At 69.1% G+C, this 20,107-nt stretch carries 1 protein-coding gene (cut by a window edge); it reads left to right on the forward strand.

Annotated elements, in window-relative coordinates; genetic code table 11:
* Positions 1 to 63: 63 nt before the first annotated feature.
* A protein-coding gene (locus tag ABZW74_RS09880) for a non-ribosomal peptide synthase/polyketide synthase (protein ID WP_355275936.1) crosses the window boundary here: on the forward strand, positions 64 to 20,107 show its 5' portion. Its footprint extends 8,288 nt past the window's final position; only the first 20,044 of its 28,332 coding nucleotides appear in the window; it begins with the start codon at positions 64 to 66; its stop codon lies off the right edge, out of view.

A 20,107-nucleotide genomic window follows, 5' to 3' on the forward strand; every position in this document is an offset into this window, starting at 1 on the left:
GCCGGGCGTCCCGACGACGGGATCGCCTTCGGGGCGCTGCGCTGGAATCTGGCGGACTCGCCGTTGGCGCGGTTGCCGCTGCCGCCGATCGTGTTCAACTATCTCGGGGCGGGTGCGGCGTCGCGCCCCAGACCGCACACCGCTTCGGCAGCCGCGAATGCCGAGGACGTCGCCTACGCGCCGGTCGCCGACGCGCCACGCCTGCCTGGGTCGGTCCGCGGCGCGATGAACGCACCGGCGCTGACCGTGAACATCAACACCATCGGGAACATCAACACCGTCGGCGCCGGGACATCAGCAGCGGGCCGACGATTCGACATCGACCTCGCCGCGGCGCCGGCGGTGCTCGACACCGCGGCGCTGTCCGCCCTGGGCACCGAGATCGGCGATGTACTCGCGGAGGTGGCCGAGCACGTCCAAGCCGTCGGCGATCCGGGCCCGAGCCCGTCGGATATTCCGGGAACCGAGTTGTCGCAGAACGAGATCGACGCGGTGATCGCGCGATACCCGGGTGCGGGGCTGTGGGCTCTCTCGCCCCTGCAGCAGGGGTTGTTCTTCCAGACCGAGCTGATCGGACGACTCGCACCCGGCGCGGCCGCGCCCGACACGGCCACATCCGACGACGAGGTGATCGACCCGTATGTGATGCAGGCGGTGATCGAGCTCTCGGGTGACCTCGATGCGGAACGGATGCATGCCGCCGCCGCGGCGCTGGTGTCCGCGCACGGCGCGTTGCGCTCCGGCTTTCTGCGTACCGACGAGGGACACGGCCTCGCCGTCGTCGTTCCCGAGGCCGAACCAGGCTGGCGTACCGCGGATCTCGCCGATCTCCCGGTCGATCAGGCGCAGCGTCGTGCCGACGGGATCGCCGCGGCGGAGCAGCGCACGAGTTTCGATCTGTCCGCGCCGCCGCTGGTTCGATTCGTACTGGTCACGCTGCCCGGGGCCCGATATCGACTGGTGGTGACCAACCATCACCTCATCGCCGATGGATGGTCGTCACCGCTGCTGCTCGCGGGCCTCTTTGCGGCCTACCACGACAACGGACGACTTCCGGTTCCCGACCGTGACTACGGCGACTATCTGACGTGGGTGGCCGACCGCGACGTCGAGGCCGGCATCGCGGCGTGGCGCACTGTTCTCGCCGATGTCACGGGACCGACGCTGGTCGGGCGCGGTGAGATGCCGACGGCCGGGCAACCCGCGCTTGAGATCAGCCATCTCCTGGGGCCGACGACCGCGGTGGCCCTGGAGCGGTTCGTGCGGGAACACGAACTGACCGTGCCGACCATCATCCAATTCGCCTGGGGTGTGGTGCTTTCCCGCCTCACCGGCAGTGCAACCGTGGTGTTCGGTGAGACGGTGTCGGGACGACCCGCAGAGATAACCGGGGTCGAGCAGATGGTCGGCCTGTTCATCAACACCGTCCCGGTGGCACTCACTCTCGATGACGACGGCACCGTCCTCACGGCCGTCGCCGGCCTGGCCGCCGTCAAGACCGCCGTGCTCGATCACCAGCACCTGACGTTGCCCGCCATCGCATCGAGTGTCGGCCAACAGGAACTCTTCGACACGCTGACCGTGTACGAGTCCTATCCGGTCGATGCCGACGCGGTGTCCGGTACGGGAGCGGCCATCGGAGTCGACATCGCCGGAGTGCAGTTCTCGGACGCCACCCACTACCCGTTGACCCTGGTCGCCGCACCGGTTCGTTCGCCCGGTGATCCGTCGGCGGGCGAGGACGTCTCGCTGAATCTGAAGTACCTGCCGGCCGCCTTCGACGCGACGGTGGCCCGATCGATCCTCGAGACCGTCGCAGCCGTGCTGACCGCGGTCGTCGACGGTTCTGCCGGCACGGTCGGCGAACTCCCACCCGGCGGTGGGCGCGACGTCGGTGACCTGACCCCGGTGGGCCGGGAACCCGGGCACGCCCCGGTGCTGCTGCGTGAGATCTTCGCCGACTCGGCAACGAGATTCGGCGACGCGGTCGCTGTCGTCGCCGAAGGGTCGTCGCTGACCTATCGCGCACTCGACGCGGCGTCGAATCGACTGGCGCGGTACCTTCTCGACCGCGGAGTGGGGCCAGAGGTCCTTGTCGCCCTGGCATTGCCGCGGTCGATCGATCTCCTGACCGCGATCTGGGCGGTCGCCAAGACCGGCGCCGGTTACGTACCCATCGATCCGGAGTACCCCGCACAACGCGTCGCGCATATGATCGAGGACTCCGGGGCGAGCATCGGACTGACCCGGAGGTCGGCGGGCGAACTCCCCGATCGCGGATGGCAGTGGCTGCGTGTCGATTCGCCAGAGTTCCTCGACGAGGTCCGCGGCCACTCCGATACGGCCTTGTCCGCAACCGAACTGCCGACCACCCTGGTCGAGAACACCGCCTACATCATCTACACCTCCGGATCCACCGGGCGGCCCAAGGGTGTGGTTGTGTCCCACCGTGGCCTGCGCAACTTCGGGATCGAGGAAATGCGCCGTGCCGACCTGCAGGCCGGCTCCGGTGCGCACGTGCTGGGATTCGCGTCGCCGAGTTTCGATGCCTCCGTGCTCGAGTACCTGCTGGCCACCCTGTCCGGTGGACGACTCGTGTATCGGTCGTCGACGGCCGTCGGCGGAACCGAACTCGCCGAGTTGATCACGCGCGAGGCCATCACACACGGCTTCCTCACGCCCTCTGTGCTCGCGTCGCTGGAACCGGGCGCGTGGCCCTCGCTGAAGACCCTCTACGTCGGCGGTGAGGCGGTACCGGAGGTACTTCGCGATCAGTGGGTGGCCGCCGGACATCGCCTGCAGAACCTGTACGGCCCCACCGAGACCACCATCGGCATCACCATCAGCGGCCCGATGGTCCTCGGCGAGAAGATGACGACCGGCGGTCCGATCGACGGTGTCGACCTGCTCGTCCTCGACGACCGGCTGCGCCCGGTACCGTGGGGCTTCCGCGGCGAACTCTACGTCGCCGGACGCGGACTGTCGCGCGGCTACCTCGACCGGCCCGGTCTGACCGCCGATCGTTTCGTCGCGAATCCTTTTGGTGCACCCGGTGATCGGATGTACCGGACCGGCGACGTCGTGCGCTGGGTGCCGGCCGGTGACGGCCGTCCGGTGGTCTCCTACGCCGGCCGCAACGACGACCAGATCAAGATGCGTGGTCTGCGCATCGAGCTCGGCGAGATCGAAGCGGCGCTGGCCGACGACGTCGGTGTGGCAGCCGCAGTCGTGGTCGGACTCGACGCGGACGGCGAACTCGTGCCCACCGGTGTCGGGGTGGTCAGCGCATTGGCCGCATACGTGGTCCCGGTGGGCTACGGGCACACGACGGACGATTTCGACGCCGCCGCCATGGCGGAACGACTCGCAACACGACTGCCGGGACACATGGTTCCCGCGAGCATCACCGCCATTGCCGAACTTCCGCTGACTCCGGTCGGCAAGCTCGATCGCGCTGCTCTGCCCGCACCGGCACCCATGCATACGGACGCCTACGTCGCTCCGTCCTCCGCCGCGGAGGAAACAGCCGCGGCGGTGTTCGCCGAGGTCCTCGGTGTCGACCGGGTCGGCGTCACCGAGTCCTTCTTCCTACTCGGCGGCACCTCGCTGTCGGCGACGCGGGCGGTGGCCCGGTTGTCGTCGGCGCTGGACACCGAGGTCAGCGTCCGCGACCTGTTCGACGCGCCGACAGTGCGGTCGCTGGTTGCGCGGATCGGTGAATCCGACTCTGCCGCAGTGCCTCCGGTGGTGCCGGTACGGCCACGGCCGACCCCGATACCGCTGACCTTCGCCCAGCAGCGCATGTGGTTCATCAACCGCTTCGATCCCGATTCGCCCGCCTACAACCTGCCGCTCGCGTTGCGCCTGGTCGGGCCCGTCGATTCCGACGCACTGCGCGCCGCCGTGGGCGACGTGATGGCTCGGCACGAGGTGCTGCGCACCGTCTTCCCCGAGGTGAACGGTGTGCCGCAGCAGCAGGTCACCGCGGTAGAGGCGGCGCGCGCCGCACTGAACTGGGCCGTCGTCGACAGCGCGGAAGCTCTTTACGCTGCCGCCACCGCGGGCTTCGACGTCACCGCGGACCTGCCCATCCGGGTCCGGTTGTGGTCCCCGGACGCCGATTCGACGGTGGTGCTGGTGGCCCTGCACCACATTGCCGCAGACGGAGAGTCGTTGCGTCCCTTGGTCGGTGACCTGATCGCGGCCTACCGCGCCCGGGTCGCCGGTGGGCAACCAGACTTTCCCGACCTGCCCGTTCAGGTCGCGGACTACGCACTGTGGCAGCAACAGCACCTGGGCTCGATCGACGCGGTGAACTCGACGGTCGCCGGTCAATTGGATTACTGGCGTGGACAACTCGCCGGCCTGCCCGACATCGTCGAGGTGCCGACCGACCGCCCACGCCCTCCGGTCGCGTCCGGCGCCGGGGCCGACCTCGGATTCACGATCCCCGCCGACATCACCACCGCCGTCGCGGAATTGGCGCGGGCGCGCGCCATGACACCGTTCATGATCGCTCACGCCGCGCTGGCCGCCGCACTGGCCACCGTGTCGGGGGAGAGCGACATCGCTATCGGCACACCCATCGCCGGGCGTGGACGGGCCGAGATCGACGATCTGATCGGCATGTTCGTCAACACCCTGGTGCTGCGTACCGACGTTGCGGGCGACGAACGGTTCGCGACCCTGCTCGACACGGTGCGCACCACCGATCTCGACGCCTTCGCTCACGCCGATGTACCCTTCGAATCGGTTGTGGAGGCGCTGAATCCGCCCCGGACCGAGGCCGCCGCACCGCTCACCCAGATCCTGCTGTCCTTCGGTGAGGTGTCGGACACCGCGGCCGTCGCCGCACTCGACGACGCCGGCGTGGTGGTGGAATCCTACGATGTGGGCGTCTCGGTGTCCCGCGTCGATCTTGCGGTCACCCTCGATGCCGCCGACCTCTCCACGGATGTGCGGGGCCGGATCACCTACGCGACCGATCTGTACGAACCGGAGACCATCGGCCGATTCGCCGACCTCTACGTCCGGATGCTCGGCGCGCTGGTCCGTCACCCGGACATGGCGATCGGCTCCGTCGAGGTCCTCGACCCGGTCGCGCGCGCCGAACTCGTACCGGCCACCACCGGCCCGGGAGCGGGGGCGGGCACGATCGCCGGCTCGATGAGCACGGTCGCCGGCATTCGGGGCGATGCCATCGCGATCGAATCGGGCGAGCGTCGCATCACCTATCGCGAACTCGACCAACGAGCATCGCAGTTGGCACGGTTCCTGATGTCGCAGGGCGCCGGACCGGACACCTTGGTGGCGATCGGCATGCCGCGCAGCATCGAGGAGGTCACCGCGATGATCGCGGTGATCAAGTCCGGGGCCGGATACGTCCCGGTCGATCCCGCCTATCCGCAGGACCGCATCGTGCACATCGTGACCGATTCGCGGGCGCTGATCGGTCTCACCACCTCCGCCGCCCCCGACCTACCCGCGGCGGGTGCGATGAGGTGGCTGACGATCGACGACCCGGACACCGAGAACCTCTGGCAGGCATTCGCTTCCGGCCCCATCCAGAACGCCGAACGGGTGCGGCCCATCCTGGGCAAGGACATCGCCTACGTCATCTACACCTCGGGCACCACGGGCCTGCCCAAGGGCGTCGCCGTGACCCATCGCGGTGTGCGCAACTACGGCGTGGCGGCCTTCGCGCGGGCCGGCGCCGACGAGCACAGTCGCGTATTGCACTTCGCCTCACCGAGTTTCGACGCGTCTGTGCTGGAACTGCTGCTCGGCCTCCTCGGCGGCGGCACCGTGGTGATCCGCCCGGAGGAGATGATCGGCGGGCCGGAGCTGCGGGAGTTCCTGCTGCGCTCACGACTCACGCACGTCTTCCTGACCCCGAGTGTCCTGGCCACCATGGACCCGGTGCCCGCCGGGACATGGCGCGCGTTGCTGACCGGCGGCGAGGCGCTCTCGGCGTCGCTGCGCGACGAATGGGCCTCGCGCGTACCGATGTTCAACGGATACGGGCCGACCGAGGCGTCGGTGGCGGTGACGATCAGCGAACCCCTGAAGGTCGGAGAACCGGTGCGGCTCGGCACGCCGCTGCCGGGAGTCCAACTGCTGGTGCTCAACGCGCGGCTCAACCCGGTGGCCGTCGGTGCCGTCGGTGAACTGTATGCGGCGGGCCCGGCGCTGGCCCGCGGATACGTGCGTCGGATGGCGCTGACCTCCGAACGGTTCGTCGCCAACCCGTTCGGTTCGCCGGGCGAGCGAATGTACCGCACCGGGGACCTGGTGCGCTGGCGGTCCACCGAGTCCGACGGATACGTCCTCGAATACGCCGGGCGTGCCGACGACCAGGTGAAGCTTCGTGGTCTGCGTATCGAGCTGGGGGAGATCGAATCGGCGCTCGGCGGCATCGACGGGGTCGATGCCGCGGTGGTCGTCGGCGTCGGCGGTTCGGTCGCGACGTCGCTGGCCGCCTACTACTCGGGTGCAAGCGAGATCGACACCGCGGATCTGCGGGCCGCGCTGCGCCGCACGATGCCCGACTACATGGTGCCGGCGAGCTTCACCCATCTGCAGCGACTGCCGCTGCTGCCGTCGGGGAAGGTGAACAAGCGGGCGTTGCCCGCACCGGTCCTCGTCGCCGACGGTCCGCGCGCCGAACCCGTGGGTGAGATGGAAGCCGTTGTCGCCGAGGTCTTCTCGAACGAGCTGTCGGTACCTGCGGTGGATGTCACCACATCGTACTTCGAACTGGGTGGCAGTTCGTTGTCGGCGACCAAGGTCGCCGCACAGTTGCGCGACCGCCTCCGACGACAGCTGTCGGTCCGCGACATCTTCGACGCGCCGTCGGTCCGCGAACTCGCCGCGCTGCTCGACGACGCTGCCGCGGTGTCGAGTTCGCCGCTGACCGCTCGGCCGCGGCCGGCTCGGATCCCGCTGTCGGCGACCCAGCGTCGCATGTGGTTCCTGAACCAGTTCGACGTGTCGTCGAGTGCCTACAACATCCCGCTGCCGGTGCGGCTTCGTGGTGAGGTCGACCTCGACATCCTGCGCATGGCAGTGGGCGATGTCGTCGCCCGTCACGAGGTGCTGCGCACCCGCTACCCGTCCGACGACTCCGGTCCCTACCAGGACATCCTCGACGCCGACGATGCGCGGGCACAGCTCGATTGGGTCCAGGTTGGCTCACGTCAGGCCCTTCTCGACGCGGCGACCGGCGGGTTCGACGTGGCATCCGAGCTCCCGCTACGGGTCCGGGTACACGCGGCCGACGATGTGCAGGCAGGCGTGGACGATCACCTCGACGTGCTCATCGTGCTGCACCACATCGCCTTCGACGGCCAATCGACCGGGGTTTTCCTACGCGATCTCCTCACCGCCTACGCAGCTCGTGTCGCCGACCCCGACCGCAGCGGGCCGGTGCTGCCGGAATTGGACGTGCAGTACGCGGATTACGCGTTGTGGCAGCTGACCGAGCTGGGCGACGTCACCGACCCGCACAGCGAACTCGGGCGGCAACTCGCCTACTGGACAGACCATCTCGCCGGGCTTCCGGCCGTGACCGATCTGCCGATGGACCGACCGCGTCCTGCCGTCCTCGATCCGGCGGCGGGCCGTTTGCGGATCACGGTGGACCCCGAACTCGTCACCGGCCTGCGGGAGGTGGTGACACGTGAAGGTGCGACCGCCTTCATGGGATGGCATGCGGCACTGGCGGTGACCGTCGCCCGACTCGCGGCGACCACCGATGTGGTGATCGGTGCTCCCATCGCCGGCCGCGACGACGTCGCCCTCGCCGATCTCGTCGGGATGTTCGTCAACACCCTGATCCTGCGGACCGAGATCGACCCGGGTATGCCCGTCGCCGAGCTGCTCGCCGGGATACGCTCGATCGACGTCGATGCGTTCGCCCACGCCGACGTCCACTTCGAGCAGCTCGTGGAAAGGCTTGCGCCGCAGCGATCGACCGCACACGCACCGCTGTTCCAGATCGCGCTGACACATACCGTCGGCGACCTCGACACGGGCGGCCCCATCGACCTCGCGGCCGCCGGTGTGGTGGTGGAGCCGGTGGACCTCGATGTCGCGGAGGAGAAGGTCGACCTCACCGTCAGCGTGCACGAGGGTGAGACGGTCGACGTCGAATTCTCCTACGCGACGGCACTGTTCGACGAGCCGACGATCCGGCGCCTCGCCGACGTGTGGTTGCGGGTGATCGTCGCGATGGTCACCGACCCGGCGATCGCGGTGGGCGACATCGACATCGTCGGCTCCGCCGGTCCGGCAACGGTGCGCCCGAGCGATGAGCGCCGCGTCACCGCCCGCGGCGGTACGTCGGAAGCCGGCACCCTGGTCTCGATCCTGGCCGAACGCGACCTCGACCCCACCCATCCGGCGCTCATCTGCGCCGGCGACACCATCGACTACGCGGAGTTCGAAGCCCGCACCAATCGGGTTGCCCGCGCACTGATCGCGCGCGGCGTCTCGCCCGACGACGTGGTCGCGGTCGGGCTCGAACGCTCCATCGTCTCGGTGGTTGCGGTGTGGGGCGTCATCAAGTCCGGCGCCGCCTACCTCCCGATCGACCCGGCCTACCCCGACGACCGCATCGCCTACATGCTTTCCGATTCCGGTGCGCGAGTCGGGATCACCGATGCCGGTACGCGAGAACGGCTGGGCGACTCGGGTTGTGAGTGGCTCGCCCTCGACGATCTGCTCGATGCCGAGCACGACGGCGCGCAACTGCGAGCGGAGGAGCGTCGTGGGTCGGTCCGACTCGCCAACCTCGCCTACCTGATCTACACGTCGGGCTCCACCGGCCGGCCCAAGGCGGTGGGTGTGGCCAACGCGGGCATCGCCGATCTCGTGGCTGCTCACCGCGCGGTCACCGGCGCGCGCGACGACGATCCGGACACCCGCATCCTGCACGTCGCGTCACCGAGTTTCGACGCCGCGTTCTTCGAGATGATCTGGGCCATCGCGGCCGGGCACACCCTGGTCATCGCACCGCAATCCGATTATGCGGGCGACGCTCTGGCGGAGATCCTCGAACGCGACGAGGTGACCGACCTCGTCATCACACCGTCGGTGCTGGCCACTGTCGATCCCGACCGCGCGCCTGCGGTGCGGACGCTGGCCACCGCCGGTGAGGCCTGCCCGCCCGAACTGGTGTCCCGATGGGTTGCCCGCGGTCGCCGGCTCTTCAACTTCTACGGGCCGTCGGAGACCACGGTCTGGGCGACGCGGGCGCGGATGCTGCCCGACAAGCCGATCTCCATCGGACGGCCGATCGGCGGCTTTGCCGCGTACGTGCTCGACGCCCGTTTGCACGAGGTGCCCCACGGTGTGGTCGGCGAACTCTACCTCGCCGCGGACGGCCTGGCGCGTGGCTACCTCGGCAAGCCCGGGCTGACCGCGACGAGCTTCGTGGCCAATCCGTTCGGGGCCGACGGGTCCCGGTTGTACGCGACGGGTGACCTCGTCCGCCGTACCGCGGCCGGCGATCTGGAGTTCGCCGGCCGGTCCGATCATCAGGTCAAGATCAACGGTCAGCGTGTGGAACTCGGCGAGATCGAGGCCGTCCTCGCCGAGCAGCCCGGCGTCACCCAAGCGGTGGTGCTCGGTGACGAGGGTGCGGGTGGACGTACCCGCCTGATCGCTTATCTCGTTGTCCCTCACGGTGATGTGGATACCGGCGAGGTGAGTGCCGCCGCCTCGACACGGCTCGCCGCGCACATGGTGCCCGCAGCGCTGATCACGATCGCCGAACTGCCGCTGACACCGTCGGGCAAGCTCGACCGCGACGCACTGCCCGCACCGGATGGCGAGGTGGAGGCAGAGTTCGTCGCGCCCGACACCGAAACCGAACGCCAACTCGCCGAGATCGTCGCCGGACTCCTCGGCGCTGAACAGGTCAGCGTCACCGAGTCGTTCTTCGCGCTCGGCGGCGACTCGATCATGTCGATCCAGCTGTCGTCGGCGGCCAAGACGATCGGTCTGACCCTCTCGCCGAAGGACATCTTCGCCTACCGAACCGTCCGAGCGATGGCGCAGGCGGCGGCATCCGGCGACTCGACGCCACTGCTCGCCGAACCGGAGGGCGGAGCGAGCGGTGCAGTGCCGCTGCCGCCGATCGTCGGCTGGATGCTGGAGAAGTCCACGACACCAGACGATTACGCCGACTTCTCGCAGTCGATCGTGCTGGCCGCGCCCAGCGGCGTGAACGCCGAGAGCCTCGGTGCCGTGCTCACCGCGGTCGCGGACCGGCATCCCGCGCTCCGCGCGACGCTGTCCCCCGGAGATCCGGCCACCTACACCACCGGTGCCGTGCCGGCCGCCGCCGCGGTCCGGGTGTCGGTGGCACCGACCCCCAGCGCTCCCGGCACGCCCGAGTTCGACGACGCGATCCGGGCAACGCATGCAGAAGCTTTGGCGTGGCTGAATCCCGCTGCCGGGCAGCTGATCTCCGCTGCCCTCGTCGAAGGGCAGGAGTCCGCGGGTACCGCCGCCGGACGCATCGTCCTGGCCGTTCACCACCTCGGCGTCGACGTGGTGTCCTGGCCCATCCTCATCGAAGACCTCGCCACCGCATGGGCCCAGCACACGGCGGGCCGGCCGATCGAACTGCGTGCCGAGACCACTTCCGTCCGTGCGTGGTACACGGACCTGTCGGCGCAGGCGGCGTCGCGCGCCCGCGCCGAGGCCGAGTACTGGCGCGAGCGGCTGCCGGTGGCACCGGATTTCGGGGCACTCGATCCGATCCGAGACCGATTGCGCGAGAACGGTTCCACGTCGGTGGTGGTGCCGACAGAGCTGACCGACGCGATCCTCGGACCGGTGGCCGCGGCCTTCGGTACCGGCGTCACCGAGGTCATGCTCGCCGCGCTGGCACGCGCGGTGCGGGGTGGTTCGGACAACACTGCGCGCCTCGCCGTGCTGCTCGAGGGTCACGGGCGCGACGACGACATCGTGAGTGACCGCGCCGACCTCACCCGCACCATCGGATGGTTCACCACCATCGCGCCGGTCGTCCTCGACCCGGCGGCCGACATGGTCCACGCGGTCAAGGCGGCCAAGGAAGAACTCCGCGCACAACCCGACGGCGGGGCCGGATTCGGCATCCTGCGCTACTCGGCCGAATCCCCAGACCGTGACCTCGCCAACCGGCCGCTGCCGTCGATCGGTTTCAACTTCCTCGGTGCCGGGCGAACCGGATCCCCGGGCGAGACACCGCCTTCCGACGCACTGCTACCCGTCGCCGACGGCCCGACGCTGCCCGCCACCATATCCGGCGCGATGACCGCCGCCAATGTTCTTGCCGTCAACGTCAGTACCGTTCCGGTCGACGGCGGCCGGGAGCTGCGGGCGGACTTCGCCAACGCTCGCGCCCTGCTCGACGATGACGCCACCGCCGGCATCGCGCAGCGGTGGCTCGCCGAACTCGCCGCGGTGGCCGCGCAGGTCGCTGCCGACGGCGACGTGGGGCTCAGCCCGTCGGATGTGCCGGGTTCGACGGTGACGCAGGCCGACCTCGACGACCTCGCCGGCACCCACCCGGGCGCCGACATCTGGGCGCTGTCACCGCTGCAGCAGGGCTTCTACTTCCAGCACGAGATCGCCGAATCCGACGTCGATGTGTACACGACGCAGACCGTCCTGCGATTCGAGTCGACCGTCGACGCCGGACGACTGCGCACCGCGGTCGGCGAACTCTTCGGCGCGCGTCGCGTGCTGCGCACCGGCTACGTCCGCACCGACAGCGGTGCGGTGGTCGCGGTGGTACCGCCGAGCGTGGCCGTGCCGTGGCGGGTCGTCGAAGATGCCGACGTCGACGCCATCGCTGCCGCCGAGCGGGCGCAACCATTCGATCTCGGTGCGCCGCCGCTGGTCCGGTTCGTCCTGGTACGCACACCCGATTCCGACAGTCTGGTGGTCACCAACCACCACATCCTCTACGACGGCTGGTCGGGCCCGATCGTGCTCGCCGAACTGCTGGCGCGGTACACCGGTACGCCGGTGGCGGATTCGGCCACCGACTACGCGGCGTATCTCGCGCGCATCTCCGAGGTCGATCGCGACGAGAGCCTCGCTGCGTGGCGGTCGGTGCTCGCGCAGCTCGACGGACCGACCCTCGTGGGCACCGGAACCGGTGTGGCACAACCGGATGCGATGCCGACACAGCTGGCCACCCGGTTGGGTCCGGAGCTGACCGGCCGCATGGGCACGTTCGCGCGCACGCAGCAGGTCACCGTCAGCACCATTCTGCAGGCCGCGTGGGCGGTGTTCCTGTCGCGACTGACCGGCAACCGGGTGGTGTGCTTCGGCGAGACGGTGGCGGGCCGTCCCGCTGATCTCGACGGCGTGGAATCCATGGTGGGTCTGTTCATCAACACCCTGCCGGTCGCGGTAGACGTCGACCCGGTGGCCACGGTGGGTGAGGTGCTGGCCAGGATGCAGGCCGACAAGGTCACGGTGCTCGACCACCAGCACGTCAGTCTCGCCGAGATCGGACAGATCCTCGGCCACGGGACGCTGTTCGACACTCTGACCCTTCACGAGTCGTACCCGATCGATGCCGAGGGCCTGGCCGGTGCGGATGCCGGTGGCGGCGCACTGCGCATTTGTGACGTCGGCATGTACGACGCCACGCACTACCCGCTGAATCTCTACACCGCGCCGACCGGCGACGACATCACGGTCACGCTGAAGTATCTGCCGTCGGAATTCGGTGCGGCACAGATCGATGAGTTCGCGGCCACCTACGAACGCATCGTCGGTGAACTCATCGCCGATCCCGACCGGGCACTGGGCGACATCGACATCCTCACCCCGGCCGCGCGTGACGCGGTACTCACCGTCGCACGCGGTGCGGATCGGACCGACTCGGCCTGGGTCGCCGAGAATCTTGCGGATGCGGTTGCGGCGCAAGTTCTCCGAACCCCGGACGCCATCGCACTACGTTTCGGCGACCGCCAGGTCACCTACCGCGAGTTCGGCGATCGTGTTGCCGCACTTGCTCATACCCTGATTGCCGAGGGCGTGGGTCCGGACGTTCCCGTCGCGCTCTGCCTGCCCCGGTCGGTGGAGATGCTCGTCGCCATCCACGCGGTCGTCGCCGCGGGTGGCCAGTACGTCCCGGTCGACACCGAGACCCCGGCGGACCGGACGCAGTACATGTTCGACACCGCGGGCGTCGAACTGGCCCTGGTGATGGCCGACGAACCGGCGCTGCGGTCCACGTCCGCGCGGACACTGACGATCGACGCGAGTGCCCCGCTCGAGGTGACGGCCACGAGTGTGACCGACGCGCAACGACACTCGCCGCTAGACCTGTCGAATGCGGCCTACACCCTGTTCACCTCGGGATCCACCGGACGCCCCAAGGGTGTGACGCTGCCGCACGATGCCGTGGTGAACCGCCTGCGCTGGGGTCTGTCCGAACTGCGCTGGGGCCACGCAGATGTGGTGATCCAGAAGACCCCGTACACCTTCGACTGTTCGGTCACCGAGTTGTTCGCGCCGCTGATGGTGGGCGCCACCCTGGTGATCGCTCGGCCCGGCGGGCATGCCGACCCGATCTATCTGGCCGAGCTGGTCGCCGAGACCCGGGCCACCTCGGTGCATTTCGTGCCGTCGATGCTGGCGGTGTTCAACGACGTCGTCGGTGGTGTGCCGGGGCTCGTCGACGGGCTGGACACACTGCGGTATGTGTCGACCACCGGTGAGGCACTGCCGCCGGCTGTTGCGGCCCGTACGCACGAGTTGATCCCGGGAGCGGAGTTCTACAACCTGTACGGTCCCACCGAGGCGGCTGTCGAGATCACCTACGCCAAGCTGGCCGGTGACGAGTCCGTGGTCCCGATCGGTGTGCCGGTGTGGAATTCGACCGCCTACGTGCTCGACGAGCGATTGCGCCTCGTCGGCCCGGGTATGCCCGGCGAGTTGTATGTCGGCGGTGTGCAGTTGGCGCGAGGCTATGCGGCGCGCCCCGATCTGAGTGCCGAGCGATTTGTCGCCAACCCGTTCGGTGAACCGGGCGGACGGCTCTACCGCACCGGCGATCTCGTCCGGTGGTTGCCGGGGCCCGATCCGACGCTGGAGTATCTGGGCCGCACCGACTTCCAGGTGAAGCTGCGCGGTCAGCGGATCGAACTCGGGGAGATCGAATCGGCGATCGCCGCCAGTCCCGGAGTCGTGCATGCGGCGGCGACCGTGGTGGCCGGCCCCGGTGGGACGGAGCATCTCGTCGGCTACTTCGCGCCGTCCGGTGTGGCGACGGATGTCGTGAAACAGACGGTGGCCCAGGCGCTCCCTGAGTACATGCGGCCGTCGCTGTGGGTGCCGCTGGCCGACGTGACACTCAACACCGCGGGCAAGCTCGATCGAAAGGCATTGCCCGATCCGGAGTTCGGCGCGCAGGACGAGTACCGTGCGCCCGCGCCCGGTGCCGAGACCGCGGTCGCCGAGCTTTTCGCGGAACTGCTCGGGGTGACCCGCGTCGGGGCCGACGACGACTTCTTTGCCCTCGGTGGCAACTCGCTGTCGGCGACCCAACTGTCCGGGCGATTGAGCGCCCTCACCGGCAGTCGGGTGGGGGTCCGAACCCTGTTCGAGGCACCGTCACCCGCCGCACTGGCCGCGGTTCTGCCCGTCCTCACAGCTCCGCACGACGCTGCGAGAGAGGTGATGTCCGATTCCGTGCAACCTCGCCCCGACATTCTTCCACTGTCGCTTGCGCAGCAGCGGATGTGGTTCCTCAACCAGTTCGACCGTGGCTCGGCGGCCTTCAACCTTCCGTTCGCGTTGCGTCTCGTCGGGCCACTCGACGTCGAGGCGATGCGCGCCGCGGTCGGCGATGTGCTCGAACGGCACGAGGTGCTGCGGACCCGGTATCCGTCGACCGACGGGCGTCCGCGCCAGGAGGTCGTTCCCGCCGAGACAGCTCTCGCCGACGCCGGCATGCAGGTCACCGACGTCGCGCCCGATGAACTCGCGGCAACCATCGGCACTTTCGTCGCCCAGCCGTTCGACGTGGCCACCCAGATACCGGTGCGCAGCGCGCTGTTCCGCACCTCGGGTGACACCGGCGCGACCGAGCACATCCTGGGCGTCGTCATGCATCACATCGCGTCGGACGGAGCGTCGTTCGCGCCGCTCGCCGCCGATCTGGTCGCTGCCTACACCGCTCGCGTCGATGGCGCCGCACCCGACTGGGCGCCGTTGCCACGACAGTTCGCCGACGTCGCGGTGGCGCAGCGCGAACGCTTCGGCGAGCTCGACGACCCGTCGTCGGAGCTGGCCACCCAGCAGAAGTACTGGCTGGACCGACTGGCCGGACTGCCCGATGTTCTCGATCTGCCCACCGATCGTCCGCGCCCGCCGGTCGCCACCATGCGCGGCGCCACCCGCACCTTCGACGTCGGCGCCGACCTCGTCGAACGCGTCCGCGCACAGGCCCAGGCCGCCGGTGTCACGGACTTCCAGTTCGCCCACGCGGCACTGGCGCTCCTCCTGTCGCGGGTGTCCGGGTCCACCGACATCGCGATCGGCACGCCCACCGCCGGACGCGCCGACCCGGTCACTGCCGGGATGGTCGGCATGTTCGTCAACACCCTCGTCCTGCGCACCGAGGTCGAGCCGACCACCACGGTCCGCGAACTACTCGGCGCGGTGCGGAAAGTCGACACCGAGGCGCTCGATCACGCCGATGTGCCGTTCGAGTATCTGGTGCAGGCACTGGCCCCGGTGCGGTCGGAGGCACACACGCCGCTGTTCTGTGTGCAGCTCGCCTTCCAGAACTTCGAGCGGGCCACCGCGGAACTGCCCGGCGGCCTCGTCGTCGAGCAACTCGAGTCGGATACCGCCACCGTCCAGACCGATCTCACCTTCGTCCTCGGCCCCGATCCGACCGGACACCACGGCTGGACCGGCCAGTTGTCTTATGCGACAGACCTGTTCGACGATCCCACCGCGGGTGAGCTGATCGAGCGTTACCTGCGGGTCCTCGACGCCATGACCACCGGATTCGACACGCTCGCCGGAGATCTCGACATTCTGTCGACAACAGAACGAGACCGCCTGGGCGCCGAGTCGCAGGGACCCGACGTGACACTTGTCGCCGGCACCCTCGCCGATCACATCACTGCGCCGGTGCACGCCGACGGTGTTGCCGTGGTCTTCGGCTACCGGGAACTGAGTCACCGTGAGTTCGGGGTCCGAGTCGCCGGCGTCGCCCGTGACCTCGTCGCCGCCGGCGTGGGGCCCGACATGGCTGTCGGAGTGTGCATCCCACGCTCGGTCGAGATGATGATCGCGATCCACGCCATCGTCGTGGCGGGCGGACAGTACGTGCCCATCGACCTGTCCACACCGGCCGAACGCGCCGAATACATGATCACCACTGCGGGTGCGCGGCTCGTCCTCATTTCCGCCGACGGGTCGGCGACACCCGAGATCCACGATGCCATTCGCGCGGCGGGTGCCACGGAGTACGTCGTCGACGCCAATGGCGAGGCCGACCTGAACACCGCGCCGTTCGAACCCGAGGAGCGGACCGCGCGCCTGCACCCCGACCACGCGGCGTACACGCTGTTCACGTCCGGGTCCACCGGACGACCCAAGGGCGTGACCCTCAGTCACCGTGCGGTGCTGAACCGCCTGTGGTGGGGGCTACGGGAATTCGGCTGGGCTCCCGACGACGTCATCCTGCAGAAGACGCCGTACACCTTCGACTGCTCGGTACCGGAGCTGTTCGGCCCGTTCATGATCGGCGCGCAGATGGTCCTCGCGCGCCCGGGCGGTCACGCCGAACCGCGATACCTCGCGTCGCTGGTGGCGCAGCGGCAGGTCACCTCGATCCACTTCGTGCCGTCGATGCTGTCGGTGTTCGCCGAGGTGCTCGGTGAAGCGGGGATGAGCCGGCTGACCACGCTGCGTTACCTGTACACCACCGGCGAGGCGCTGCCACCGGCTCTTGCCCGCGAGGTGGACTCCGCGCTCGATGTGGCCTTCTACAACCTGTACGGCCCCACCGAGGCGGCGGTCGAGATCACCTATCAGCGCGTCGAGCGCGACGCCGACACGGTTCCGATCGGCATCCCGATGTGGAATTCGTCTGCACTGGTGCTGGATTCGCGGCTGCACCCGGTGCCCGACGGTGTGCCCGGCGAGCTGTACCTCGGCGGGGTGCAGCTGGCCCGGGGCTATGCCGCGCGTCCCGACCTGACCTCCGACCGGTTTGTCGCCAACCCGTTCGGGCCGGCGGGGGAGCGGATGTACCGGACCGGAGACCTGGTGCGCCGGCGCCGCGACGGTGTCCTGGAATACCTGGGCCGCACCGATTTCCAGGTGAAGTTGCGCGGGCAGCGCGTCGAGTTGGGCGAGATCGAGTCGGTGCTCGCGTCGGCGCCGGGCGTGGTGCATGCCGCCGCCACCGTGATGACGGCGCCGGGCGGAGCCGAACACCTCGTCGCCTACCTGGCCGGCGCGACCCCAGACGCCGACATCGATCTCGACGCAGTCAAGAACACCGTCTCGGCGGCGCTGCCGTCGTACATGCATCCGACCGCGTGGATGGTTCTGGACGACATCGCCCTCAACACCGCGGGCAAACTCGACCGTAAGTCGCTGCCCGCACCGGTTTTCGCGGCCGAAGCCGAGTATGTGGCACCCGCCGACTCCGTCGAGGAAGCGGTCGCCGAGATCTTCGCGGACGTCCTCGGCGCCGAGCAGGTCAGTGTCACCGAATCGTTCTTCGACCTCGGGGGCACGTCGCTGTCGGCGGCGCGGCTCGCTGCGCGGGTGGGGGAGGCCTTCGACACCGACCTCCCGGTCCGGGCCGTCTTCGACGCCGAGACCGTGCGAGACCTGGCGCGCAGCATCAACGCCGGCAGTGGAGCCCGCACGCCGATCGTCGCGGGCGAGCGTCCGGAAGCGGTGCCCCTTTCGCTTGCCCAGCAACGCATGTGGTTCATCAACCGGTTCGAACCCGCGTCGCCCGCCTACAACATCCCGGTGGCGCTGCGCCTGACCGGACCGCTCGACGTCGACGCTCTGCGCGCCGGCTTCGACACCGTCTTGGCGCGACACGAAGTGCTGCGCACCGTCTTCCCCGATCGGGACGGTGTCGGGTACCAGGAGATACTCGGGCCGCAAGAGGCCTCGGCTCGGCTCGACTGGCGTGTCGTCGACTCCGCCGACGAGGCGATGGCCGCGGCCACTCGCGGATTCGACGTCACCTCGGAGCTGCCGCTGCGAGTGCGAGTCTCGTCGACCACGGTCGGCGGGGTCGCAGAGCATCTGCTGGTGATCGTGCTGCATCACATCGCCGGCGACGGCCAGTCCGGCCCGGTCCTGGCGCGTGACCTGCTCACCGCCTACGCGGCGTCGGGGCGCGGCGAAGAACCGGATCTCGCACCGCTGGAGGTGCAGTTCGCCGACTTCGCGATCTGGCAGCAGCGGGAACTCGGCTCGGTGGACGATGCGGACTCCGTTCTCGGTCAACAGATCTCCTACTGGCGTGACCAACTCGACGGTGTGCCCGAAGCGCTCGACCTGCCGTCGGACCGGGCCCGCCCGGCGGTGGCGACCCTGCGCGGTGCTGCGGCAACATTCGACATCGGCGAGGACACCGTCCGTGGAATCACCGAACTGGCCCGCGCACACGGGGTCACGCCGTTCATGGTGTGCCATGCCGCGTTGGCAGTGCTGCTGAGCAGGGTGTCGGGGTCGGCGGACATCGTGATCGGCAGTCCCATTGCCGGACGCGGTCAACGGGTGCTCGACGACCTGGTGGGCATGTTCGTCAACACCCTCGTGCTGCGGACTCCGCTGCAGCCGGGGAGCGGGTTCGACCAGCTCCTCGAGCAGGTACGACGCACCGACCTCGACGCTTTCGCGCATGCCGATGTGCCGTTCGAGTCCCTGGTGGATCTGCTCGATCCCGTTCGGTCGGAAGCCTTCGCGCCGCTCGCGCAGGTGCTGCTGACCGTCGAGGACACGGCGCCGACAGCACTGAAGCTCGACGACCTGCACGTCGAGGTCGTCGCGACCGAGAACGCCTCGGCCAAGGTGGATCTGACGGTGGGGGTGGCGCTGGGTGCGGCCCCAGGTGGCACGCAATCCGGCGGCACGCTGTCGGTCGTGTATGCCACCGACCTGTTCGATGCGCCGACGATCGAGACGTTCGCCACCCGGTATCTGAGGGTCCTCGACGCGATGATCGCCGACCCCGCCGCCGCTCACGACGGCGTCGACCTGCTCCTGCCGCAGGAACGGGCGTTGGTGTTGCCCGCATCGGACCGGGTGGATGCCACGCCGTTCCTGCTGCCCGAGTTCCTCGCCGAGGCGGCCGCCGCTGTTCCCGCCGCGGTTGCGGTGGTCGACGCGGAGATGCAGTTCACCTACCGCGAACTCGATGAGCAGAGCAATGCGCTCGCGCGCGAACTGATGTCGCGCGGCGTCGGGCCCGACACGGTGATCGTCAGCGGCCTGGCGAGATCGGCAGTCCAGCAGTTGGTGCTGTGGGCGGTGGCCAAGACCGGAGCCTGCTACGTGCCGGTGGATCCGCGCTACCCCGTCGAGCGGGTGGCCGGCATCGTCGCCGACAGCGGCGCACGGATCGGTATCACCGAACCGTCGAGCGTCGGATCGATGCCGACGCTGCTGGATTGGCTCGTCCTCGATCGGGAGACCAGACGCCGTATCACGGCCGTGCATTCGACCTCGCCGATCACCGACGCCGAACGCGGACGCGCTATCGCCACCGACGACGCCGTGTACATGATCTTCACCTCCGGCTCCACCGGCCGGCCCAAGGGCGTGACCGTCAGTCATCGCGGCCTCGCGAATGTGGCTGTTACGCTTCGCGATCACCACCACTCGATCGGTGGTGCGCGCTGGCTGGGGGTGAGTTCCCCGGCCTTCGACGCCGCGATGATGGAACTGCTCGGCACCTTCTGTGCGGGTGGCACTCTCGTGGTGGCACCACCGCACGTGTTCGGTGGACGGGAACTGGCCGACTGGATTCTGCGCCACGAGGTGACCCACGGCTTCATCGTGCCCAGTGTCGCCGCGTCCATCCCGGCGCCGGACACGCTGCCGT

Origin of the sequence: Gordonia sp. NPDC003585 (assembly GCF_040610755.1) — a bacterium.
GTDB lineage: Bacteria > Actinomycetota > Actinomycetes > Mycobacteriales > Mycobacteriaceae > Gordonia.